General features: G+C 65.0%; 23 protein-coding genes. 10 read left to right on the top strand and 13 right to left on the bottom strand.

From position 1 onward, the window contains the following. Positions 1–125: 125 nt before the first annotated feature. On the top strand, positions 126–1295 hold the full coding sequence (locus tag RY1_RS26325) for an aminotransferase class V-fold PLP-dependent enzyme (RefSeq protein WP_072806987.1): 1170 nt from the start codon (positions 126–128) through the stop codon (positions 1293–1295). Here the strand turns inward: RY1_RS26325 and RY1_RS26320 are convergent. Continuing rightward, positions 1246–2166 carry a DMT family transporter gene (locus tag RY1_RS26320; protein WP_072806986.1) on the bottom strand — a complete coding sequence of 307 codons (921 nt, stop codon included), beginning with the start codon at positions 2164–2166 and terminating at the stop codon, positions 1246–1248. The two genes, RY1_RS26325 and RY1_RS26320, sit on opposite strands and share 50 nt — an antisense overlap. 60 nt (positions 2167–2226) lie before the next feature. On the opposite strand from RY1_RS26320, the gene RY1_RS26315 reads away from it, so the two are divergent. From RY1_RS26315 to pth, 3 genes are all read left to right on the top strand, one after another. Next, the gene (locus RY1_RS26315; RefSeq protein WP_072806985.1) at positions 2227–2790 is read left to right on the top strand and encodes a TetR/AcrR family transcriptional regulator; all 564 of its coding nucleotides are present in this window, start codon (positions 2227–2229) and stop codon (positions 2788–2790) included. A gap of 163 nt (positions 2791–2953) precedes the next feature. Next, on the top strand, positions 2954–3595 hold the full coding sequence (locus RY1_RS26310) for a 50S ribosomal protein L25/general stress protein Ctc (protein WP_072807020.1): 642 nt from the start codon (positions 2954–2956) through the stop codon (positions 3593–3595). Positions 3596–3681: 86 nt separating this feature from the next. After that, entirely contained in the window at positions 3682–4254 is a 573-nt protein-coding gene (gene pth, locus RY1_RS26305; protein ID WP_072807019.1) for an aminoacyl-tRNA hydrolase, read from the top strand. A 41-nt stretch (positions 4255–4295) separates the two neighbouring features. On the opposite strand, the gene RY1_RS26300 is transcribed toward pth, so the two are convergent. Then, positions 4296–5930: a fatty acyl-AMP ligase gene (locus RY1_RS26300; protein ID WP_072807018.1), complete on the bottom strand. Its 1635-nt coding sequence runs from the start codon at positions 5928–5930 to the stop codon at positions 4296–4298. A 142-nt stretch (positions 5931–6072) separates the two neighbouring features. Here RY1_RS26300 and RY1_RS26295 point away from each other — a divergent pair, with 142 nt between their 5' ends. Beyond that, positions 6073–7734, top strand: coding sequence for a peptide chain release factor 3 (locus RY1_RS26295; RefSeq protein ID WP_072806984.1), 1662 nt, complete (start codon positions 6073–6075; stop codon positions 7732–7734). 179 nt (positions 7735–7913) lie between these two features. On the opposite strand, the gene RY1_RS30245 is transcribed toward RY1_RS26295, so the two are convergent. Continuing rightward, a complete protein-coding gene (locus RY1_RS30245) occupies positions 7914–8150 on the bottom strand; it encodes a hypothetical protein (RefSeq protein ID WP_169914836.1) in 237 nt (78 codons plus the stop codon). Between the two features lie 160 nt (positions 8151–8310). On the opposite strand from RY1_RS30245, the gene RY1_RS26290 reads away from it, so the two are divergent. Continuing rightward, positions 8311–8664, top strand: a complete 354-nt coding sequence (locus RY1_RS26290; RefSeq protein ID WP_245819966.1) for a hypothetical protein — start codon at positions 8311–8313, stop codon at positions 8662–8664. Positions 8665–8724: 60 nt separating this feature from the next. Here the strand turns inward: RY1_RS26290 and RY1_RS26285 are convergent, their stop codons facing one another. From RY1_RS26285 to RY1_RS26265, 5 genes are read right to left on the bottom strand one after another with little or no spacing between them, the layout of a single operon-like run. Next, complete coding sequence (locus tag RY1_RS26285) at positions 8725–9399, bottom strand: DUF4166 domain-containing protein (protein ID WP_072806983.1); 675 nt, start codon at positions 9397–9399, stop codon at positions 8725–8727. Further along, entirely contained in the window at positions 9396–9848 is a 453-nt protein-coding gene (locus RY1_RS26280; protein WP_072806982.1) for a nuclear transport factor 2 family protein, read from the bottom strand. The genes RY1_RS26285 and RY1_RS26280 overlap by 4 nt, the downstream gene beginning before the upstream one ends. 47 nt (positions 9849–9895) lie before the next feature. Next, positions 9896–10369, bottom strand: a complete 474-nt coding sequence (locus RY1_RS26275) for a GNAT family N-acetyltransferase (RefSeq protein WP_072806981.1) — start codon at positions 10367–10369, stop codon at positions 9896–9898. 4 nt (positions 10370–10373) lie between these two features. Next, positions 10374–12170 (bottom strand): ABC-F family ATP-binding cassette domain-containing protein, encoded by a 1797-nt coding sequence (locus RY1_RS26270; RefSeq protein WP_072806980.1) that lies wholly within the window; start codon positions 12168–12170, stop codon positions 10374–10376. Continuing rightward, a complete protein-coding gene (locus RY1_RS26265) occupies positions 12170–13105 on the bottom strand; it encodes a 4-(cytidine 5'-diphospho)-2-C-methyl-D-erythritol kinase (protein WP_072807017.1) in 936 nt (311 codons plus the stop codon). Before RY1_RS26265 ends, RY1_RS26270 begins: the two co-directional genes overlap by 1 nt. Positions 13106–13203: 98 nt before the next feature. On the opposite strand from RY1_RS26265, the gene RY1_RS26260 reads away from it, so the two are divergent. After that, complete coding sequence (locus RY1_RS26260; protein WP_072807016.1) at positions 13204–14175, top strand: helix-turn-helix transcriptional regulator; 972 nt, start codon at positions 13204–13206, stop codon at positions 14173–14175. 63 nt (positions 14176–14238) lie between these two features. On the opposite strand, the gene rsmA is transcribed toward RY1_RS26260, so the two are convergent. The 3 genes from rsmA to RY1_RS26245 all read right to left on the bottom strand — a co-directional run bounded on the left by rsmA (position 14239) and on the right by RY1_RS26245 (position 17234). Then, a complete protein-coding gene (gene rsmA, locus RY1_RS26255) occupies positions 14239–15114 on the bottom strand; it encodes a 16S rRNA (adenine(1518)-N(6)/adenine(1519)-N(6))-dimethyltransferase RsmA (RefSeq protein WP_072806979.1) in 876 nt (291 codons plus the stop codon). 19 nt (positions 15115–15133) lie between these two features. Further along, on the bottom strand, positions 15134–16261 hold the full coding sequence (locus RY1_RS26250) for a resuscitation-promoting factor (RefSeq protein WP_072806978.1): 1128 nt from the start codon (positions 16259–16261) through the stop codon (positions 15134–15136). 133 nt (positions 16262–16394) lie between these two features. Next, positions 16395–17234 (bottom strand): TatD family hydrolase, encoded by an 840-nt coding sequence (locus tag RY1_RS26245; RefSeq protein WP_072807015.1) that lies wholly within the window; start codon positions 17232–17234, stop codon positions 16395–16397. A 22-nt stretch (positions 17235–17256) separates the two neighbouring features. On the opposite strand from RY1_RS26245, the gene metG reads away from it, so the two are divergent. Continuing rightward, a complete protein-coding gene (gene metG, locus RY1_RS26240; protein ID WP_072806977.1) occupies positions 17257–18813 on the top strand; it encodes a methionine--tRNA ligase in 1557 nt (518 codons plus the stop codon). Positions 18814–18917: 104 nt separating this feature from the next. Here the strand turns inward: metG and RY1_RS26235 are convergent, their stop codons facing one another. Then, the gene (locus RY1_RS26235) at positions 18918–20300 is read right to left on the bottom strand and encodes a WS/DGAT/MGAT family O-acyltransferase (protein ID WP_072806976.1); all 1383 of its coding nucleotides are present in this window, start codon (positions 20298–20300) and stop codon (positions 18918–18920) included. Between the two features lie 134 nt (positions 20301–20434). Between RY1_RS26235 and RY1_RS26230 the strand changes: the two genes are divergently transcribed. Together RY1_RS26230 and RY1_RS26225 are read left to right on the top strand one after the other, a co-directional pair. Continuing rightward, the gene (locus RY1_RS26230) at positions 20435–21454 is read left to right on the top strand and encodes an alpha/beta hydrolase (RefSeq protein ID WP_072806975.1); all 1020 of its coding nucleotides are present in this window, start codon (positions 20435–20437) and stop codon (positions 21452–21454) included. Positions 21455–21468: 14 nt separating this feature from the next. Further along, positions 21469–21897 (top strand): SRPBCC family protein, encoded by a 429-nt coding sequence (locus RY1_RS26225; RefSeq protein WP_072806974.1) that lies wholly within the window; start codon positions 21469–21471, stop codon positions 21895–21897. 89 nt (positions 21898–21986) lie between these two features. Here RY1_RS26225 and rsmI read toward each other — a convergent pair whose 3' ends face one another. Continuing rightward, a complete protein-coding gene (rsmI, locus tag RY1_RS26220) occupies positions 21987–22823 on the bottom strand; it encodes a 16S rRNA (cytidine(1402)-2'-O)-methyltransferase (RefSeq protein WP_072807014.1) in 837 nt (278 codons plus the stop codon). Positions 22824–22845: the final 22 nt, after the last annotated feature.

The following is a 22845-nucleotide window of genomic DNA, read 5'->3' as shown; positions in this document are numbered from 1 at the left end:
GTTCACCACCGAACCGCTCAGCGTATGAAACCCTTACCTCGAGACCCAGCTTCGAGACCCAGCTTCGACAGTAACCACGAGTCCACCACAGCGCACCGACAATTTCTCTCGAGGAAGGCGCCGCCATGTTCGACCTGGAGCGAATTCGACGCGACACCCCCGCTGCCGACACCACAGTCTTCCTCGACAGTGCCGGGTCGTCGTTGCCTCCGCAACCCGTCGTCGACACCGCTGTGGCGCATCTGCGTCGGGAAGCGGAGGTCGGTGGTTACCGCGCAGCAAACGAGCGGATGTCCGATCTGGCGGCGGTCAAGACGTCGATCGGTACGTTGATCGGCGCACGCGCGTCGGACATTGCGCTGAGCGACAGCGCGACTCGCGCGTGGAGCGATTTCTTCTACTCCATCCCGCTGACCAAGGGTGACCGAATCCTGTTGTGCGAGGTCGAATACGCGAGCAATGCGATCGCGGCACTGCAACGCGCGGCCGCAGTCGGAGCCGTCGTCGAATTCGTTCCGAGCGATCCGACGGGGCAGATCGACCTCGACGCACTCGAGAAGATGCTCGACGACTCGGTGCGCGTCGTCTCGCTGGTCCACGCCCCCACCAACGGCGGGCTCGTCAACCCTGCTCGTGAGGTCGCCGAACTGGCGCACCGGCACGGCGCGTTGGTGCTGCTCGATGCGTGCCAATCGATCGGGCAACTCCGTGTCGACGTCGAAGAACTCGGCGTCGACGCACTCAGCGCGACGGGCAGGAAATGGCTACGCGGTCCGCGCGGGACCGGGTTCCTGTACCTGCGGCCGGAACTGGCGAGTTCGCTCGAACCGCCTGCCCTCGATCTGCACAGTGCGCAGTGGATGAGCGAGTCCGAATATCGGCTCGCGCCGGATGTCACACGATTCGAGTTCTGGGAGTGCGATGTCGCCGCCCGCTTGGCGCTGGGTACCGCCGTCGACTATCTCCTCGACATCGGTATCGACAACGTCGCCGACGCGGTAGCCGAACGCGCGGACCACCTGCGCACGGCGCTGCGAGGTGTGCGCGGGGTCACGGTCCTCGATCTCGGCGAGCGCAAGAGCGGAATCGTTTCGTTCACGGTCGACGGATTCGCGCCCACCGACGTGCGTGACGCGTTGGCCGAGAAGAATGTCACGGTGACCGTCAGCCACCGTAGGTCCACGCTCGTCGACATGACCCAGCGCGGACTCGACGCCGTCGTACGGGCGTCGCCGCACTACTTCGTCACGTTCGCGCAACTGGACGAGATGGTCGAGACACTCCGCGCGCTGTGACCGGAAAGACTGTGCGCAACAAGAACTTCCACTCGATCACGGCGACGGCGGTGACCGCGAGACCCACCACTGCGAGCCAGGTGATCCGGTCGCCGAACGCCAGGTACGCCCACACCATGGTCGTCGCGGGCGTCAGATACAGGAGCGTGCTCACTCGCGTCGCCCCGCTTCGCCGCAGGACGAAGAGGTACGTGCCGTAGGCACCGAAGGTGGACAACACGACGGTCCACGCCACCGCCGTCCAGAAGCCCGAGTTCACCGGCGGGGCCGCGTCGCCTGCCAGCAGACTCCACGCCATGAACAGGACGGCACTCACCACGCTCTGCACGCACATGGCGAGGGCGATCGGCTCGGTCGTCGCCATCCGGCGTTCGAGAACGGTGCCACACGACAACGCGAGCATGGCCGCCACCGGCAGCAGATAGACGGGCCACGACGCGGCCCCGCCGCCGAGATCACCTGCGACGACCAGGAAGACGCCCGCGAAACCGACCACGAGTGCGATCCGTCGCCCCATCGGGAACTGCTCGCCGAGGAATCGACTCGACAACGCCGCGACGACGAGGGGTTGCACTGCCGCGACCAGCGCTGCCGTCCCCGCGGGGACCCCGAGCCCCACTCCGGTGACCAGGGCGCCCAGGTACAGGAACTGCGCGAAGAACCCGATGATCGTGTGGCGCCGGATCGCCTGCCAGGTCGGGCGTAGGCCGCGGTACCAGCACCACGCCACCAGAATCACCGCGGCGACGAGGTAGCGCCACGCCAGAAGCGAGTGCGCCGACGCGTACGCCGTGCCGAGTTCGGCGCCGATGAATCCCGAACTCCACAGAACCACGAGCGAGACGGCCGCGGTGACATCGATTCTTGTCATACCCGTGAGGTAACCACACCGGTCTGTATACTCGCAGTGGACCTGTGATCGGAGACATACATGACCGTGACCGAACGCCCGCTGACACCCGCGGGCGAACGCATACTCACCGTGGCAAGCGCGCTGTTCTACGAGCGTGGAATCAAGGCCGTCGGCGTCGACCTCATCGCCGAGGAGGCAGGTACCACCAAGAAGACGCTCTACGACAGGTTCGGATCCAAGGACGGCCTCGTCATGCGCTACCTGCAACGCCGGTACGAGCGGTGGTGCGAGTTCGTCCTCGCCCACATCGAAGGCTACGAACCGGGAGGAGAGCGCATCCTCGGCGTGTACGACGCGCTGGAGAACTGGATGCGGGCCAACCACCGAGGTTGCGGATTCGTCAACGCGTTCGCCGAGTTCGGCGGTACCGATCACCCGGCGCTCGCGGTGATTCGCGCCGAGAAGGAGTGGACCAGATCGCTGTTCGTGCGCCTGGCCACGGAAGGAGGTCTCGAGAACCCGGAGACACTGGGCACCGAGCTGTCCCTGATCCACGAAGGCGCAGTGGTCATGAGCACCGCCGGTTCCCGCGACGACGCGATCGACGTGGCCAGGAAGATCGCGCGACGCCTGATGGCGTGACGCTCGGCGCCGTCGATGGTGTAAAGTCTTCCGGGTTGTCTCGGCGAGGGTAGGACCTGGTATCAGGAACTACCGTGATCGACGCGGCTCGGCCCCTGGCCTTGCTCGTACGTGTCCGCCCCGACGAGCCTTGCCCACCAAGAACCAGGAGCGTATTTCTCTCATGTCGAACGAAGTAAACAACCTAGAGGCACTCGTCCGTACCGAATTCGGCAAGGGCGCAGCTCGCCGCGCACGCCGCGACGGCCAGGTTCCCGCTGTTCTCTACGGGCACGGCAGCGACCCCCAGCACCTCTCGCTCGACGCACGCGCATTCGCCGCAGTGCTGCGTAAGCACGGCACCAACGCCGTCCTGACGCTCGACATCGCAGGAGCCGAGCAGGTCGCACTGACCAAGTCGGTCGTCGTTCACCCGATCAAGCGCAGCATCGAGCACGCCGACCTCCTCGTCCTGAAGAAGGGTGAGCGTGTCTCCGTCGAGGTCAACGTCATCGTCGAAGGCGACGCCGCAGCCGGCAGCCTCGTCACCACCGACTCCACCTCCGTCGAGATCGAGGCAGACGCACTGTCGATCCCCGAGAACATCACCGTCTCGATCGAGGGCGCCGAGATCGGCACTCAGATCACCGCGGGTGGCCTCGAACTGCCCGAGGGCGTGACGCTGGTCTCCGACGCCGAGCTGCTGCTCGTCAACGTCGTCGAGGCTCCGTCCGAGGAAGACCTCGAAGCAGAGGGCGGCGAAGACGCTCCCGCAGAGCCCGTCGAGGAAGGCTCCGAAGCGGCTTCCGACGAGTCCGAGAGCTGATTCGAACCCGCTTACCCGAGAACGCGCCGATCCCTCCTGCAGGGAGCGGCGCGTTCTTTCTTTTCCCGGATGGGAGCATGAACATCGTGAACGAAGAGCCAGCTTTGATCGTCGGTCTCGGAAACCCGGGACCTCAATACGAAACGACCCGCCACAACGCAGGTTTTCTGGTTGCCGACGTTCTGGCAGCTCGCATCGGAGCGAAGTTCTCGTCGCACAAGAAGTCCAATTCCGATGTGGTGCAGGCGCGGCTGGCGGACCGCCCGGTCGTCGTGGCGAAGCCGCGCACCTTCATGAACCTGTCCGGTCAGCCCGTCGCAGCACTGGCGCGGTTCTTCTCGGTCGAGCCGGCGAACATCGTGGTGGTCCACGACGAGCTGGACCTCGAATTCGGCACCATCCGGCTCAAACTCGGCGGCGGCGAGGGCGGCCACAACGGGCTACGGTCGGTGTCCCAGCACCTGTCCACCAAGGACTACCTGCGGGTACGCGTCGGCGTCGGCAGGCCTCCCGGCCGAATGGATCCGGCGTCCTACGTCCTCAAACCGTTCTCGGCTGCCGAGCGCAAGGACCTCGGGGTGATCTGCGAGGAAGCCGCGGATGCGGCCGAGCTGCTGCTCCGCGCCGGGCTGGAGGCAGCGCAGAACCAGCTTCACTGACACGCGCACACCAGGCGGTCAGCTACGCACACACTGAGCGGTCAGCGCAGCAACGACGCCGAGTTGGCGCGGCGCAATTTGCCCGACGACGTCTTCGGGATCGACCCTGGCCCGAGCACGGCGACGGTCCGCGGCCTCACCCCGACCTCCGAGTACACCGCGTGCACGATCTCGTGTTCGATGCGTTTGACCTCGTCCGGGTTCTGGAAGTCGTTGGTCTCCACCGCGACTGCGAAGCTCTCCCGCTTCTCGCCCGCGTCGAGACGGATCGCGACGGCATTACCGGGCCGTACACCCTGCACCGAACCTGCGGCCCGCTCGATGTCGGTCGGATAGATGTTGCGCCCGCCCATGATGATGACGTCCTTGATGCGCCCGCAGACGACGACGAGTCCTTCCTCGGTGAAATATCCGACGTCGCCGGTGTCGAGCCACCCCTCGCTGTCCTGTGTCGGGACGGGCCCGTCGACGGTGATGTAGCCCGGGGTGACGGCCTTGCCTCTGACCTCGATGATGCCGACGCCCCTCGGGGTGAGCACCTGCCCCTCATTGTCGACGACGCGTCCCTCGAGATTGGGGACCATCTTGCCGAGCGTCGCGAGCTTGCGGACGTTGCCCTTGGTCGTCGGGACCGCCCGTCCCATCGCCTCGAGCAGGTCGGCGTCGACGACGTCGAGCACCTGCCCCTGCCCCGGGTCTGGAATGGACACTGCCAGAGTCGTTTCCGCCATGCCGTACACGGGGGCGAGTGCATGCGGATCGAGCCCGTACGGTCTGCCGGCCTCCGCCAACGCGATCATGGTGTCGGGGTCGACCGGCTCGGCGCCGTTCCACGCGTAGCGCAGCGTGCCGAGGTCGAGATCCAGGTCGTCCTCCGCCTGCCGGAGTCGACGCGCAAGAAGCGAGTACGCGAAATTCGGTGCCGCCGTGACGGTTCCGCGGTACTTGTCGATGAGCTTGGCCCACAACAGCGGTGACCTCAGGAAGTCGAGCGGGGTGATGCTGACGACCTCGGCGCCCACCTGCATCGGCACGGTCAGGAAACCGACCATCCCCATATCGTGGAAAAGAGGCAGCCAGCTGACCATGACGTCGGAGTCGACGTCGAACTTGATGCGATCGATCATCGCGTACGCGTTGACGTAGAAGTTCTCGTGCGTGATCCGCACCGCCTTGGGCGAGCCGGTCGAACCGGACGTCAACTGCTGCAACGCGATATCGGACTCGTCGGTCGGTATCGGGTCGATGTCGCGACCGGACCGCATGTCCTCGATCTCGAGCACGGTGATGCCCCGCTCCTTCAGAACCGGAGCGGCGATGTCGAACGGTGCCCCGAGGATCACGACCTTGGCCTCGATCATCTTCACGACCGTCTCGGTGTCCTCGCCCCACACCGCCAGATCGGTACGCGGAGTCGGCTGGTGCAACATCGTGACCGAGCCACCGCGCATCCACGCCGCCTGACACGCGGGCGCGATATCCACGGGCTGACCAGCAAGAATGCCGATCGCATCACCGTGCTCGATACCCGCATCGGCCAGTGCGCCCGCCATCTTTCGCGCAACTCGATGAATCTCGCCCCACGACTGCCGCAACGCCTCGTCGGGCTCGCCGGTGACGAGTCCGCGCCGGCTGGTGACCGCCGTGGCGAACATTTCTTCGGTGAATTTGCTCAATGTCATCTCCTCCGCCGAGCGAGTTGCAATCAGGCACTCTCCTCAGGCTATTGAATCCATCGGCGTACGGGAACCGTTACCGAACTCCGGTCCGAGTACCCTGGTAGCGGCAACAAACCCACTCCAGCAAAAAGAGGTTCGCTTGACTACGCCCGATTCGGTAGACATCAGCACTACCCCCACCGAGTCGGTCCCGAAAAGCGTGCACAAAGAGCTGGCAGGCGAGATCGCTCGCCGCCGTACGTTCGCCGTCATCTCGCATCCCGACGCCGGTAAGTCGACGCTGACCGAGGCTCTCGCGCTGCACGCGCGCGTCATCTCCGAGGCGGGTGCGATCCACGGCAAGGCAGGCCGACGCTCGACGGTGTCGGACTGGATGGAAATGGAGAAGGCGCGCGGCATCTCGGTGAGTTCGACGGCGCTGCAGTTCAACTACCAGGTGGATCCGCGTGTCGACGACGTCAATGTCATCAACCTCGTCGACACCCCCGGCCACGCCGACTTCTCCGAGGACACCTACCGCGTACTGACGGCCGTCGATGCCGCTGTGATGCTCATCGACGCCGCCAAGGGTCTGGAGCCGCAGACACTGAAGTTGTTCCAGGTGTGCCGTCAGTTCGGCATCCCCGTCATCACCGTGATCAACAAGTGGGACCGTCCGGGACAGTCGCCGCTCGAGTTGCTCGACGAGATCGAACAGCGCATCGGCCTGACCCCGACGCCGCTGTACTGGCCCGTCGGCATCGCAGGCGATTTCCGCGGTCTGCTCGACGTGCGTGAGGGCAACTACATCCGTTTCACCCGTACCGCGGGCGGTGCCACGATCGCCCCCGAGGAACTGCTCGACGCCGACGCGGCCGCCGCGCGGGAGGGCAGCGAATGGGAGACAGCGCTCGAAGAGAGCGAGCTGCTCGTCTCGAGCGGTCAGGGACACGATCAGGAGCTGTTTCTCGCCGGCCAGACGTCGCCCGTGATCTTCGGTTCGGCGATGCTCAACTTCGGCGTCCGCCAGATACTGGACACCCTCGTCGCTCTCGCGCCCGCACCGGGCCCCCGCGAGGACGCCAAGGGCGGAACCCGTGAGGTGACCGACCCGTTCAGCGCCGTGGTGTTCAAGGTCCAGGCCGGCATGGACACCGCGCACCGCGACCGGCTCGCGTTCATGCGCGTCGTGTCCGGGGTGTTCGAGCGCGGCATGGTCGTCACGCATGCGCAGACCGGGAAGCCGTTCACCACGAAGTACGCACTGACGGTCTTCGGACGCGAACGCACCACCGTCGAGAACGCCTACCCGGGTGATGTCGTCGGTCTCGTCAACGCCACCGCCCTCGCGCCGGGTCACACACTCTTCAGCGACAAGAAGGTCGAGTACCCACCGATCCCGTCGTTCGCGCCCGAGCACTTCGCTGCGCTGCGCGTGGACAGCGCGGACAAGTACAAGAAGTTCAGACGTGCCGTCGAACAGATGGATTCCGAGGGCGTGGTGCAGGTGCTGCGCAACGACGTTCGCGGCGACGCGTCGCCTGTTCTCGCCGCTGTCGGGCCGATGCAGTTCGAGGTGGTCACCGCGCGGATGAAGAGCGAGTTCGGTGTCGACGCCCGACTCGAACCACTCGGATATTCGGTCGCTCGCCGCACCGATGCCGCGTCGGCCGTCGAACTGGGTCGCCAACGCGGCGTCGAGGTGTTCACGCGTACCGACGGTGCGATTCTCGCCCTCGTCAGCGACAAGTGGCGCCTGCAGTATCTCGAGAAGGAAATGCCCGATCTGACGTTGGAGCCTCTGGTCGCCGCCGGCGAGTGATCGAACGCGAGCGAGCGTTCACACCGCCGTCGGCAGAAAAAGAAATCAATCGCAAAATCACCCCGTAAACATACGTAGTGTTATTCTTCGGTGGTCCGAACGGGCATCGAGTAGGTTTTGTGCTCGTGCCACGGAGTTCACGCATACGACTCGGGGTTGAAGATGACACAGGGATCCAGCTATCCGCTGGCGGGTATCAAAATCGGCCAAGCGCCTGCCCACCGATTGAGTACACCCACTCCCACGCGGACTGCGGGTGCGGTGCCGCCGCGGTCCGACTCTTCGAAGGCCTCGGCGCCCAGAGCCGCCGCACCGGTGACCGCGCCCGTCGATGTCGTGAAGCCCCAGGTATCGAGCCCGGACGTATCGAGCCCTGATGCATCGAACCCGGATGCATCGAACCCGGTTACATCCACGCCAGATGCATCCAAGCCGGCTGGATCGAAGCCAGATGTATCCAAGCCAGGTGTATCCACGCCAGATGTACCGAAGACCGGTGGACGCACCGAAGATGCGAAGACCGATGTTGACAGCACCACGCCCGAGCAGCCCTCCCAGGATTCGAACGAGGTTGAAGTGACTACTAGCGATCAGATCTCCGAGCACGGTCTCCCCACCAATGGCCGGTCCAGCACGCACGCGTCCAACGGCAGTGTGCCGACGAGCAACGGCCGCAGCGCCGCGCCGGACCGTCGTACCGCGATGGGTGTCGCGTCCGTACGCATTGCGGGCCGTCTGACACAAAACGAACTCGGTAGCCGCACCGGAGACATCCGCACCCCCGACACCTCGGTCGGACCCGACGAACTGCTTCAGCTTCTCGGCGAGTACCTGGTATCCGGCGGCCTGCAGAACCCGGAGATCCATGTCCGTTCCAACGGACAGACCATCGTCCTGGACCTTCTGAACCCGGCCAAGGGTTACCGCTGATCCGCTGGAAATGATGCGAGAAACCCCTTGGTCCAGCGCCAGGGGGTTTTCTCTTCGCTGCTACTCGCGGTGCTCCAGCCGAGACGGCCTGGCGGATGCGGGTACCTCTGCGGCAGTGCAGGATCTTTCCTCGGCGGTGAACCAACCCCGGTAGTGGAAGAGCCGGCCGAGCAGCGGCGAGGTCACGTCGATCTGGATGCGATGCCGATGCTCGGACTCGTCCCACCACTCACGTCCGGTCGTCCTCGCCGACGCGAACTGCGGAATTCGGATGCCCAGGAGACGGGGTGGGCCGCTGTCGAGAATCAGCCCACCGTCCTCGACCCGGCAAGTGGTCTCCACGATCATGTCGGAGTGAAAGCCCAGATAGTCCAGCGCGACACCGGGTTTCGACGGCGTCGACGGCGTGACCATGACCGAGTTCATGCCCTGCGCCTTCCCGAGGAACTGAAATCTGCGTACGAAGGACATCGTCTCGCGGCCCAGGTCGTCGGTGTACGCGTAGTTCACGATCGTGAACGGCACCTCGGTGCCCTTTCCGCCGGGAAACAATCCGCGCCTGCTCCCGAGCCACAGCACCGGCGGCGGCACGAGGGGTGAATGCGTCATCTCCTCCATGACGCCGACTCCCACCTGACTGCGACCGTCGCCGGATTCGAGACCGAAACGCCACTGCACCTTCGGATGCAGTTCCTCGAAGGCATCGCCCAGCGCCGCGCGCACCACGGACGTCACTGTTCGGACCACATGTTCGCCGTCAAGTGAAAGCTCGGCACATCGTTGGTGGACACCACGTACTCGTACGTTCTCTCGTATCCCGTGTGCGCAATTCTCCAGGCCCCATCCTCACACCGTACGTATCGATCCCGGTAGAACGCCGCCCCACGCAGGATCACCTGGTGTTCGGGGATGATGACCGTGTCGGAGAGGTACCAGACACCGGTCGCCACGCCTCCGTCGACCTCGATCTCCGGGTGTCCACAGTGATGCTCGGTGATGACGCTCGGCCCGAGCGTCGTCTTCATGAACTCGATCAACGCGGCGCGCGACTCGAACGCCAGGTTCGCACCATAGGTGGCAGTGGCGTCGGGAAGCATGGTGTCGGCGAACTCGGTCCAGGATTTCGTGTCCAGCGTGCGGGCATACCGGTACTTCAACCGCTGAATCTCGACAACAGGGTCCATCTGACGAAAACTAGCGCGCGAACGCTCGGCACGGGTCGCTTTCACCGTCACAGATTTTTGCGCATCTGGACCGCCGTCTCCCGGTAGTCCAGTGACCGGTACAGTTGCCGCGCGACGGCGTTTCCGCCGAACACGTTGAGCCCGAGCGTCTTCGCGCCCTCTGCACGGGCCGCGTCCTCCGCGAGCAACATGGTCGCGCGGCCGAGTCCGCGTCCGCGAAAGTTTTCTTCGATCTCGATGTCCCACACCCACCAGTGATCGGGCTCGGCGTCCGCGCGCGGAGCGAGCCACAGGCACCCGACGACCTCGGAGGCGAGCACCACATCGAAAAGCCGCTGCGTGGGCGAGGGAATGTCGCCGGGAAAAGTACTGGAGTACGACGCCAGAGCATTGGCCTCCGCTTCACTTCGGCTCTCCCCTGCCTCGATCCGGTCCGCGACGTACTGCGCACGGCCGGAGTCGAGCCAACGCCGGATCTGTGCGGAGTCCATCGGCACGAGGGTCGGTGTCGAGGCGTTCATACCGTCAGTCGAACTCGGCTGCGAGTTCCATCCACCGCTCCTCGGCAACGTCCTTGTCCGCGACGACCTTCTTGAGCTCGGTGTCCAATTCGACCAACCGACCCGGATCGGTGGCCGCCTGCGCCAGTTCTGCGTGCAGTGCGATCTCGCGATCGGACAACCGGACGACGGTCTTCTCGAGTTTGCTCAGCTCTTTTCTGGCTGCGCGTTCGGACGCAGCATCCCTGACTGCTCTCTTCGCGGTGCCGCCGGTGGTGAGCGAATCCGGTGTCGACTCGGCTGCGAGGACTGCCCGCCTGCGCAGGTACTCCTCGATCCCACCCGGCAGGTTGGTGAGCTTGCCGTCGCCGAACAGCGCCCACGTCGAATCACAGATGCGCTCGATCAGGTATCGATCGTGGCTGATGACCACGAGGGTTCCCGCCCAACTGTCGAGCAGATCCTCCAGTTGCTGCAGTGTGTCGATGTCGAGATCGTTGGTGGGCTCGTCGAGCAGAAGCACGTTCGGCTCGGCCATCAACACGCGCGTCAACTGCAGCCTGCGACGCTCGCCACCGGACAGATCGCCGACGGGCGTGCGCTGACGCGCCGGGGTGAAACCGAGACGCTCGGCAAGCTGTCCTGCCGAAATTTCCTTGTCGCCCAACGTGATTCGCTCGGCGATTTCCTTGACGGCATCGAGCACACGAAGCTTCTTGGGCAGATCGTCCAATTCCTGCTTCAGCCAACCGATCTTGACGGTCTGGCCCTGAATGCGTTTGCCTGCAGCCGGTTCCAGCTCCCCTGCCAGCGTGCGCAGCAGCGTCGTCTTGCCCGAGCCGTTGACACCGACGAGGCCGACGCGCTCACCTGGCGCAAGACGCCAGGTGAAGTCCTTGACCAGCTCGCGGCCGTCGGGAGTTTCGAGACGCGCATCCTCCAGCTCGATGACGACCCGTCCGAGCCTGCGGGTTGCGAACGACGCGAGCGCCACGGAATCGCGAGGAGCCGGAACGTCGGCGATGAGTGCTTCGGCGGCCTCGATGCGGTACTTCGGCTTGGAGGTCCGGGCAGGCGCGCCGCGGCGCAGCCATGCGAGTTCCTTGCGTGCGAGGTTGCGTCGACGCTCTTCCGACGCATCCGCCTGACGCGAACGCTCGGCGCGGGCGAAGATCCAGTCGTTGTAGCCGCCCTCGTAGGTCTCGACCCCGCCCCCGACGACCTCCCATGTCTGGCTTGCGACAGTGTCGAGGAACCACCGATCGTGGGTGACGACGACGAGGGCACTGCGACGCGACACCAGATGGGCGGCAAGCCATTGCACACCCTCGACGTCGAGGTGGTTGGTGGGCTCGTCGAGGACGAGCAGGTCGAGATCCTGTACGAGTGCCGCTGCCAACGCCACTCGGCGGCGCTCACCACCGGACAGGTTGTCGATGGGCGCGTCGAGACCCGAGCTCCCCGCGGGACCGAGATCGGCGATCCCGATGCCGGTGAGAATGTTTCGAACCCGCGAGTCGCCTGCCCACTCGTGCTCGGCCATCCCGAGCGGATCGAGAACGACCTGCCCGACGGTCGATCCGGGCGGAAGCACCCCGCGCTGAGTCACTACGGCCATCCGCAGACCACCGACGCGGCTGACACGTCCCGAGTCGGGTGGCTCGATACCGGCGAGCACCTCGAGCGTCGTCGTCTTGCCGCCGCCGTTGAGCCCGACCATGCCGATGCGTTCACCCTCTTGAACGCCGAGGGACACGCCGTCGAGAAGGGGCTTGACGCCGAAGGACTTCGAGACGTTTTCGAGATTGACGAGATTGACCATCAGGAGAAACCAATCGATTCACTAGTAACCACGCGAGCACCGGGAACCGGGCCACTCGCAACACGCACGGTGCGGCAGACGCCTGCACCGGACAACTCGGCACCGACCGACACCGCGGTGTCGGAATCGGCACACAGAAATGCACAGGTAGGCCCTGAGCCCGAGACGATGCCCGCCAGCGCACCCGCTGTCACACCTGCGCGTAGGGTACGCCGCAACTGCGGGAGCAGCGATACCGCAGCCGGCTGCAGATCGTTGCCGAGCAGCGGGGCCAACGCGTGCGCGTCGCCGGATGCGAGCGCATGCATCAGCGCTTCCGGTTCGCCCAGGCGCGGCGGCGAACCCTTCGCGCGTAACTCGTCGAGTTCACGGAACACCGCAGGCGTTTGCAATCCACCCTTCGCCAACGCGAGCACCCAGTGAAAACTGTTGCGCGAGAGCACCGGAAGCAGCTTCTCGCCGCGCCCGGTGCCGACAGCTGTGCCGCCGTTCAGGACGAACGGGACATCGCTGCCGAGTTTCGCAGCCAGGTCGGTGAGCGCGGCGCGTGTGAGATCGAGCTCCCACAGCGAGTTGAGTGCCACCAACGTGGCCGCCGCATCGGTACTACCGCCTGCCATACCGCCCGCCACGGGTATGCCCTTGTCGATCGTGATCTCCACGAGCGGATCACGGCCCACCGCGTCGGCAAGCAGTACCGCCGCCTTCCACACGAGGTTGCGCTCGTCCGTGGGAACCGAGCCTGCGCTCTCGCCCCGGACGGTGACCTTCAGCGCCTTCGCAGGCACCACCGAGACCTCGTCGGCCAACGACAGAGCCTGGAAGACCGTCGTCAGTTCGTGGTAGCCGTCCTCGCGCAGGTCACCGACCGACAGGTGCAGATTGACCTTCGACGGTGCCCGGACGACGACGGGGCTGGGGACGACTGAGAGCACGAGAGTCAACAGTAGTGGAGAAATCCGTGGCACCCACATCGGCGAGTACCGAGATCCCGCGGACAGTAACCGTCCGCAATCACTGCGATCATGTGTTCATGCGGGAAACCTCGGCGCGATTGCTCAAGCTGCTGTCTCTGCTCCAGACCCGCCGCGACTGGGCGGGAGCCGACCTTGCCGACCGATTGAACGTCACACCCAGGACGGTGCGTCGCGATATCGACAAGCTCCGCGAGATCGGGTACCCCGTCAACGCGACGGCGGGAGTCGGTGGCGGCTATCAACTCGGCGCAGGTGCCGAGATGCCTCCACTGCTGCTCGATGACGACGAGGCACTCGCGGTCGCATTCGGGCTGCAGTCGTCGGCAGGCGGCTCCGTGGCGGGAATAGGAGAGGCGTCGCTGCGGGCGTTGACCAAATTGCGCCAGGTGATGCCGTCGCGCATCCAGCATCGGCTCGACGCGCTGCGCATCGATGTCGTCGACCGGCCCGCACGTGCCGCGGTCGACGCCTCGGTCCTGGCGACTGTCGCCGGGGTCTGCCACAGCCACGAGCGTCTGCGATTCGACTACCGCACCCACGACGGCACCGAGGCACGCCGCGAGGTCGAGCCCTACAGTCTGGTACGCGCAGGCGCCCGGTGGTACCTGCTGGGGTGGGACCTGATGCGTCAGGACTGGCGGTCGTTTCGCGTCGACCGGTTGGTGCCGAAGATCCCCACCGGCCCGCGGTTCACTCCGCGGGAGCTTCCGGAGGGAGGCGCCGCGGCGTTCGTCGCGAGGGGAATCAGCAGTGCGTTCACGCTGGTACAGGCCCGGATACGACTCCATGCGCCGATCGACACGATCGCGCCGATGGTCGACGAGGAATGGGGAACACTGGAATCCGGCACCGACGACACGTGCACGATCCTGCTCGCGGGCGGCTCCCTACAGTCCATCGCCCGATGGTTGTCGGCATTCGACACCGACTTCACCGTCCTCGACCCTCCGGAGCTGCACGATGAATGCCGCAAGGTCGCCGAGTGGCACGAGCGGTTGAGCGCGCGATACCGCGCGAGCAGTGCTTGACGCCAGCAGTGCTTGAATGCGCCGTTCACGCCATCTGATCGGATGAATGAACCATTCAAGCGGTCAGGCGTGGGTACCCGCCAACCGGACGAACGCGGCTGCGTCGAGAGTTTCCCCGCGGGCGGAGGGGTCGATGTCCGCTTCGCGCAATCGCCTCTCGGCTTCGACGGGAGAGCCTGCCCATCCGCTGAGCGCGGCCCTCAGTGTCTTCCTGCGCTGTGCGAAGGCAGCGTCGACGACGGCGAACACCTGTCGGCGGTACGCATCGTCCATCGACCACGGCGGCTCGGCGTAGCGGTCGATGCGCACGAGTCCCGACTCGACCTTCGGCACCGGCCAGAACACCGAGCGCCCGACGGATCCTGCGCGTTTGACGGTTCCGAAGAAGTTCGCCTTGACGCTGGGGATGCCGTAGATCTTGCTGCCCGGGTCGGCGGCCAGCCGGTCGGCCACCTCGGCCTGCACCATGACCAGAGCGGTACGCAGCGAGGGTAGTTCCGAGAACAGATGCAGCAGCACCGGAACGGCGACGTTGTACGGAAGGTTCGCCACCAGCGCCGACGGTTCCCCCGGTATGTCGGATGCCGTGACGCGCAACGCGTCGAACTCGACGACGGTCAGCCGGTCGGCGAGCGATGCCGCTCTGTCGGCCACGGTGTGCGGCAGCCGTGCGGCGAGCTTCGGGTCGATCTCGACGGCGATGACCGCGTCGGCGACATCGAGCAGCGCGAGGGTCAACGAGCCGAGTCCCGGCCCCACTTCGAGGACGGTGTCGGCGCCACCGACTCCCGCCGATGCGACGATTCGACGCACGGTGTTGGCGTCGTGCACGAAGTTCTGTCCGAGCTGTTTGGTGGGTCGAACATCCAACTCGGCGGCGAGAGATCTCACTTCCGCGGGCCCGAGCAGCGCCGCGGGTTCCCTCACATGATCAGGCACTGTGAAAACTGTACGCAAGTCAGCGGTAACCCAGGCGAGCGGTGCAGGCAGGCCATGCGCCCCAGCCCTGTGACTTCTGTGTGACCGAGGCGATGGCGATCTGCTCTTCACGTGTGGCGAGGTCGGCGCGGGGTGCGTATTTGAGTCCGCCTTGGCGTTCCCAGGTGTTCTGGTCGAACTGGACGCCGCCGAAGAAGCCGTTGCCGGTGTTGATGGCCCAGTTGCCGGTTGCTTCGCACTGCGCGAGGGCGTCCCACGTCGCACCGTTCTCGACGGGTGGCACCTCGGTGCCGGGCTTCGCGCCGACGCGTACGACCTTGGGCTGCGCCGGGACCTTGACGTCCTCGGAGACCTTCTCGCGGCCGACTTCCTGGCCGTTGACGGTGTTGATGTTCCACGTGATGTCGGAGATTCCCGGCGAGCCCGGGTTTTCGACGACGGTCTTGCTCATGTTCATCGTCGGGTCTTCGATGCGCTGTTCGGGGGGCGAGACGTCGGTCGTTTCGGACTTGGTCTCGGTCCGGTCACGCGTCACGACGATCTGGGCGCCTTCGGTGACCTTCTCGTCCGGTCCGGGTGACACGGTGTCCGCCTGCTCGAGCGGCGTGCCTGCCTCTTCGAGGAATTCGCGGATCGTCGGGGCGGCGAGAGTCAGCGGTGTTGCTGCTGCTGCGCCGTCGACGATCGAAACCTGTTTGGGCAGTGCGACATCGAGGGTGGTGCCTTCGAGTGGGAGACGCTCACCGCGCGACGCCGACACATGTGCGTCCTCGGTGAGGTCCATCTGCTGAAGGGCCTCGTCGACGGTCAGTGCGGTCGTCCAGATCTCCTTCTGCTCGCCGTCGACGGTCACGTTGAGCTCACGCGCACGGCGCAGAACGACCGTTTCGCCGTCGGACAGCGACGTGTCACCGGACGGCGCGACGAGATCCTTGTCACCCGGGGCGTACCCGGCGGCGACGAGAGCCCCGTTGACGTCGGATGTCATGGTGCTGAGACTGATCTTTTCGCCGTCGACGTCGATCGTCACCGTCTTGTGACGGGCAACGGCGATGGCACCTCCGACCAGGAGAGTAGCCAGCAGCGCGGCGACTACCAGGTACAACGTCAACGACCTGGTGGAGTTGAGACGAGCAATACTGGACACAAGCAATTCCTGAGTTCGGGAGCGTTACCAATGCGAAACGCCCGTCGGCTGGATCACGGTACGGTAACGAATTGGTGCACATCCCGCAACTCTGGGTGCTCGTGAGCGCCGAGTTACGTCAGAGAATCACTGCTCACACACGGGCGCGGAGCGCATAGACCCGCTCGGCATTCGCGGTGACATGCGCGGCGAGCTCGACCGGATCCTGACCACGGATCTCGGCCAGCGCGCGAGCGGTGTACGGCAAGCAGTACGGCTCGTTCGGCGCTCCGCGGAACGGATGCGGCGTCAGGAACGGCGCATCGGTCTCCACCAGCAGTTGGGCGTCGGGAATCAGGACGGCCGCCGCACGCAGAGCGTGCGCGTTCTTGAAACTGACGGTCCCGGACAGGCTGAGCACGTAGCCGGCGTCGATGCATGCCCTGGCGATCTCGGGACCCGACGAGAAGCAATGGAAGATGACCGTCTCGGGAGCGCCCTCCTCTTTCAACACCGAAAGCAGGTCCTCGTCGGCCTCACGGTTGTGGATCATCAGCGGCTTGCCGAGCCTTTTCGCCAGATCGATGTGCCAGCGAAAGCCGTCGTGCTGCTCTTCCACCGTCGCGCAGCCGTCGAGCTTGCCGGGCCAGTAGTAGTCCAGCCCCGTCTCCCCGACCGCGACGACGCGCGGATTTGTCGCCAGGCGCTCGATCTCGGCCTTCACGTCGTCGTCGAGCACGTTCGCGCGCGTCGGATGGATGGCGACGGCCGCCCAGACCCTCCGGTCCCACCCGGCGGCGTCGACGGCGAAGCGCGCGGCATCGAGGTCGTCGGCCACCGTCACCACCCGTCCGACGCCCACCGACTCGGCACGATCGAGGATCGCGGCGACGCTGTGGGCATCGACGGCGCCGCATGCATCGAGGTGCGTGTGCGCGTCGACGAGGGTGTCGAGACGCTCGGGCAGCGGTGGTGCAGGACGATCTTTGGTCACGAATAGATAGAGTAGGCGCACCATGACTGCGCCAGCTGAAGCCTCACGGCCTCCTTTCTATGTCACGACCGCGATCGCGTACCCGAACGGTGTGCCGCACATCGGACACGCGTACGAGTACATCTCGACGGATGTGATCGCCCGATTCAAGCGGCTCGACGGCTTCGACGTCATGTTCCTGACGGGGACCGACGAGCACGGCCTGAAGATGCAGCAGACGGCGACCAAAGAGGGCATCGACGTCCGCGACCTGGCGACCCGCAACTCCGACGTCTTCAAGAAGCTCGACGAGACCCTCGGGATCTCCTACGACCGGTTCATCCGGACGACGGATGCCGATCACCACGAGGCCAGCCAGGCCATCTGGGACAAGATGGTCGAGCGCGGCGACATCTATCTCGACGCCTTCGCCGGGTGGTATTCGGTGCGCGACGAAGCGTTCTACACCGAAGGAGAGACGACTCTCGCCGAGGACGGCACCCGCGTCGCCACCGAGACGAACACCCCGGTCGAATGGACGGAAGAGGCGTCGTACTTCTTCAAGCTGTCGGCGTATCAGGACAAACTCCTCGAGCTGTACGACGCCAATCCCGGTTTCATCGCGCCCAATACTCGCCGCAACGAGATCGTCAACTTCGTCAAGGGCGGCCTGCGGGACCTGTCGATCTCGCGGACGACGTTCGACTGGGGCGTTCAGGTGCCGAACGATCCGGCGCACGTCATGTACGTGTGGGTCGACGCCCTGACCAACTACATCACCGGCGTCGGTTACCCGAACACCGACTCCGAGAAGTTCCAGAAGTACTGGCCCGCCGACCTGCACATCATCGGCAAGGACATCACCCGGTTCCACACCGTCTTCTGGCCGTCGTTCCTCATGTCCGCGGGCATCGAGCTGCCCAAGCGGGTGTTCGTGCACGGATTTCTGAACAACAAGGGCGAGAAGATGTCCAAGTCGGTCGGCAATGTCGTCGACCCGTTCGCGCTCGTCGACGAGTTCGGCCTCGATCCGCTTCGATTCTTCCTGCTCCGTGAGGTCTCGTACGGCCAGGACGGCAGCTACAGCGCCGAGGCGATCGTGACGCGGATGAATGCGGACCTGTCGAACGAGCTCGGCAACCTCGCGCAGCGTTCGCTGACGATGGTCGCCAAGAACCTCGACGGAAAGGTCCCGACGCCCGGCGCATTCACGGCCGACGACGAGGCGTTGCTTGCGCGCGCGGACGCACTGCTGGAGATCTGCCGCCGCGAATTCGACGTCCAGGCACTGCATTCGGCCCTCGAAGCGATCTGGTCGGTGCTCGGTGAGACCAACCGCTACTTCTCGCAGCAGGAACCGTGGGTGCTGCGCAAGACCGATCCGGCGCGTATGGCCACCGTGCTGTACGTGACGCTGGAGGTCCTGCGCATCGTCGGCATTCTGATCCAGCCCGTCATGCCCGGATCGGCGGCCCGGATCCTCGAACTGCTCGGCGGTCCGGCCCACGAGTTCACCGACATCGCCTCGCGGATCGTGCCGGGCGAGTCGCTGCCTGCGCCGTCGCCGGTGTTTCCGAAGTACGAGCCCAAGACCGCTTGAATGGTTCATTCATACGAATAGATAGCGTCGGCGGCGCATTCAAGCGATCGGACCCCATCGCTTGAATGCGCCATTCATACGAACAGATAGCTAGCAGGGTCCATTCAAGCGGAAGCCGGCGCGACCTTCTCCAACTCCGCCAACGACGTTTCCAGGTGCGTGAGCATCCGCTGCAGGTGCGGGACGCTTCGCCGGCAGCCGATGAGGCCGAAGTTGAGCGAATCCCCGTTGCTGGCGACGGTGATGTTGAGGGCCATCCCGTCGCACACGATGGACGCCGGATAGATCCCGTCGAGCCTGGCTCCGTTCCAGTACAGTTCCTCCCTCGAGCCCGGCACGTTGGAGATCACGACGTTGAACGGCGGCGGAGTGTTGTTCACGAAGCCGGGGACCGGACCGAACAGCAGCGGCAGCATGGTGACCGCGCCGAAGGTCAAGGACTCCAACGTGTTCAGCTCACGCATCATGTCCTTGCCCTTGGTCGTCGAGTCGGTGATGCACTGCAACCGATCGAGCGGGTCGGACTCGTGTGTACCGAGGTTGCACAGAATGGTGGTCACCGCGTTTCCGGCCGACGACTCCTCGCCGGGCTTGCGTAGTGAGACAGGAACCATTGCGATCAAGGGAGATTCGGGTAGCCCGTCCTCGTCGATCAGGTACGCGCGCAGCGCCCCGGCGCACATCGCCAGCACGATGTCGTTGAGCGTGATGTCCAAACTCTTTGCCACGGTGGTCATTCGATCGATCGACCAACTTTCGGCGGCGAACCGTCGGGCACCGCCGATGGGCACGTTGAACATCGTCCGTGGTGCCCGAAGGGGCAATTGGGCACCTTCGTTGCGCATCGCACGCAGTCCGATCCGTGCCGCGGCGGGGACGAAGTCGAACAGATCACCGGCAAGCCCGAGCCCGACCGTCGCCCCGCCCTTGATGCGTTCGAACGCACTCGGCTCGCGTCGCGATTCCTTCACGCGGAACAACGACGGGTCCCATGTCGCGACGCCGTTTCGGTCGTCAGGATCGGTTGTCAGCGTGTTGAGCATCAGCTTCAACGCCGATACACCGTCGACGAGGGAGTGATGCACCTTGGTGTACAGAGCGATCCGGCCGTCGGCGAGCCCTTCGACGATGTGAAGTTCCCACATGGGCCGATACCGGTCCAGCGGCGTACTGTGGTTCAGAGAGAGGAATTGAAACAGCTCTCGAATCCTCCCGGGAGACGGCAGTATCACCCTCCGTACGTGATACTCGAAGTCGATGTCCGCTTCGCGAGACCACGTGATATTGCCCATGACATTGACCGGCCGACCAGGCCTTTTACGAAACAGTTCGTGAACTTCGCTCTGCGTGAACTTGGCCTCGATCTCGTCCGCGAGTTCGTGCGGATCACCAGCCGGTACGAAAAGTTGGAGCCCACCGACATGCATCGGGTGCTCGCGTGATTCCGCGATCAAGAACATGGATTCGGTAACGGGCATGAGCGCCATGTGCGATCACCTTTACGACTAGTTTTCGTCACGGTGTGACATCGAACTCGAACCTTACGTTCGAGTGGTTCACGCCACAGGTTATTGTCCGTTACTAGGAGTTCCAAGCACCTGCGCGAACGGAGGCGAGGACGATGACAACCGTACTCACCGCTTTGAAGCAGCCGGGTTCGACGAAGAAGCCGTCGACCAGGCGTGACATGTCCAGCAGCAGCCTCAGCAGCAAGGCTCTGGCCGCCTACCTGCAGTTGACGGTTCGGCCGTTTCTGTCCGTGTGGGCAAAGATGCCGAACCTTCCGTGGCCGATGGGCCTCGTCGACTACGCAGGAATGCTGGTGCCGCCCGTGAAAGGTACCCGCCGGCGCCGAGTGCTGCTCGCGGACTGCGGCGCCGAATGGATCCGCGCCGACGGCGTTCGGGACGACAGGGTGGTGCTCTACCTGCACGGCGGCGCGTTCATCTGCTGCGGCCTCAACACCCACCGCCGTCTGGTGTCCCGCATCTCCAACAGCGTCGATGCACCCGTCCTGTCGGTCGACTACCGAATGATGCCGAGAAACCCCATCGCGCACGCTGTCGAGGACGGAGTCGACGGTTACCGGTTCCTGCTCGATTCCGGTTACAGGCCCGATCAGATCTTCATCGCGGGCGATTCGGCCGGGGGCTACCTGGCCTTCATGGTGTCGCTGGCACTGCGGACCCTTGACCTGCCCACCCCTGCAGGGATCTTCGTCATGTCGCCGCTGACCGACATGGACCCGACGGGCAAGCTCGAGCACCCCAACGCGTCGAAGTGCGCGGTGTTCCCGGCCGACGCCGTACCTGCCCTGACGGTTCTGGCCGACCGCGTCGACGCCGAGATCGTCGTCGAAGGAAAGCACGGTCCACGGGTCTCCCCCGTCGACGCCGACCTGTCCGGCCTACCGCCGGTGCTCATCCAGGCCGGATCCACCGAGATGGTCCTGGCGGACGCCGAACTGATGGCCGAACGACTCGACGCGGCAGGCGTGGACTGCGAACTGCAGGTCTGGCAGGACCAGGTCCACGTGTTCCAGGCCGCGGATTTCCTGCCCGAGGCACATCGGGCGCTGAGCGAGATCGGTGAGTTCGTGCGGACACACGGAGCAATCGACGCCGTGGCAGGCACCGCCTGAGTTACGTTGTCCCCATGGCAGTCACAGGCACCAAAGAGGTCGACATCCACGCCGAGCAGGCCGCGGTCCTCGACGTTCTCGCGGACGTGGAAGGGCTGCCGTCCTGGTCGCCCGTCCACAAGAAGATCGAGATAGTGAGCCGTTTCGACGACGGCAAGCCGCGCCGCGTGAAAATGGCGGTGTCGATCCTCGGCATCAACGACGAGCAGGTCGTCGAATACACCTGGTCCGAGACGACGGTGTCGTGGGATCTCGTCGAAAGTTCACAGCAGAAATCTCAGCGCGGCGAATACACCCTCACCCCGACGGAGAAGGGAACGCACGTGAAGTTCTCGCTCACCGTCGATCCCAAGATCCCGGTGCCCGGATTCCTCGTGAAGAAGGGCACCAAGACCGTCCTGGAAGCTGCGACCGAAGGGCTACGTCAGCAGGTCGTCGGCTGATCCTGCTCGTCTCACCCGGTCATTCCGCAGGCTCCACTCCCGCTTACAACCTGGTCATTCCGCAGGCTCCACTCCCGCTTCTGACCTGGTCATTCCGCAGGCTCCACTCCCGCCCGCGCAGTGAGGACGGCCTCGTACAGCTCCCGCTTGCCGACCCCGCCGATCGCCACCTCGGCGCACGCGTCCTTCAACCGCATTCCCGACGCGACGAGCTTCTCGACGCCCTCGACCAAGTCCTCCGGTTCCGACGCGACCGGCTGCGCACCGGCGAGCACGACGGTGATCTCGCCGCGGACCCCATCCGCTGCCCACAGGGCCAGTTCGCCGAGCGTTCCGCGTTTGACTTCCTCGTACGTCTTGGTCAGCTCTCTGCAGACCGCGGCGCGCCGTTCGGAACCCAGGACTGCCACGGCGTCCGCGAGCGAGGCTGCGAGGCGATGAGGGGCCTCGAAGAAGACACATGCGCGCGATTCCGCGATCAGGTTCTTGTAGAACGTGGTGCGTTGCCCTTGCTTGCGCGGCGGGAAGCCGTCGAAGCAGAAGCGCTCCACGGGAAGTCCGGACAGGGCAAGAGCGGTCGTCACCGCGGACGGCCCCGGTAGGCACGTGACGGGGAGATCCGCCTCGACGCACGCGGCGACGAGTCGGTAGCCGGGGTCGCTGACCGACGGCATGCCTGCATCGGTGACCAGCAGGACCGTCTTCTTCTCGCGGACGGCGTCGACGAGGCCAGGGAGTCGTGCGGCTTCGACCTGATCGTAGAAGCTGATCACCTTCCCGGTGATGGTCACCCCGAGCGAGGACGCCAACTGCTTGGTCCGTCGGGTGTCTTCCGCGGCGACGACGTCGGCCGTGGCCAGTGCGTCGCGCAGTCGCTGGGACGCATCACCCACATCGCCCATGGGGGTTGCGGCAAGGATCAGCATGGTTCCAGTATTTCGCACACCA

Origin of the sequence: Rhodococcus yunnanensis NBRC 103083 (assembly GCF_001895005.1) — a bacterium.
In the GTDB taxonomy this organism is placed as follows: domain Bacteria; phylum Actinomycetota; class Actinomycetes; order Mycobacteriales; family Mycobacteriaceae; genus Rhodococcoides; species Rhodococcoides yunnanense.
This window is presented reverse-complemented; position numbering and strand designations above follow the sequence as displayed.

Excerpts from the sequence above, each read along its gene's own strand:
- RY1_RS26325 (WP_072806987.1), top strand. The coding sequence starts at position 126 with ATGTTCGACCTGGAGCGAATTCGACGCGACACCCCCGCTGCCGACACC.
- RY1_RS26320 (WP_072806986.1), bottom strand. The coding sequence starts at position 2,166 with ATGACAAGAATCGATGTCACCGCGGCCGTCTCGCTCGTGGTTCTGTGG.
- RY1_RS26315 (WP_072806985.1), top strand. The coding sequence starts at position 2,227 with ATGACCGTGACCGAACGCCCGCTGACACCCGCGGGCGAACGCATACTC.
- RY1_RS26310 (WP_072807020.1), top strand. The coding sequence starts at position 2,954 with ATGTCGAACGAAGTAAACAACCTAGAGGCACTCGTCCGTACCGAATTC.
- RY1_RS26280 (WP_072806982.1), bottom strand. The coding sequence starts at position 9,848 with ATGGACCCTGTTGTCGAGATTCAGCGGTTGAAGTACCGGTATGCCCGC.
- RY1_RS26275 (WP_072806981.1), bottom strand. The coding sequence starts at position 10,369 with ATGAACGCCTCGACACCGACCCTCGTGCCGATGGACTCCGCACAGATC.
- RY1_RS26270 (WP_072806980.1), bottom strand. The coding sequence starts at position 12,170 with ATGGTCAATCTCGTCAATCTCGAAAACGTCTCGAAGTCCTTCGGCGTC.
- RY1_RS26260 (WP_072807016.1), top strand. The coding sequence starts at position 13,204 with ATGCGGGAAACCTCGGCGCGATTGCTCAAGCTGCTGTCTCTGCTCCAG.
- metG (WP_072806977.1), top strand. The coding sequence starts at position 17,257 with ATGACTGCGCCAGCTGAAGCCTCACGGCCTCCTTTCTATGTCACGACC.
- RY1_RS26235 (WP_072806976.1), bottom strand. The coding sequence starts at position 20,300 with ATGGCGCTCATGCCCGTTACCGAATCCATGTTCTTGATCGCGGAATCA.
- RY1_RS26230 (WP_072806975.1), top strand. The coding sequence starts at position 20,435 with ATGACAACCGTACTCACCGCTTTGAAGCAGCCGGGTTCGACGAAGAAG.
- RY1_RS26225 (WP_072806974.1), top strand. The coding sequence starts at position 21,469 with ATGGCAGTCACAGGCACCAAAGAGGTCGACATCCACGCCGAGCAGGCC.
- rsmI (WP_072807014.1), bottom strand. The coding sequence starts at position 22,823 with ATGCTGATCCTTGCCGCAACCCCCATGGGCGATGTGGGTGATGCGTCC.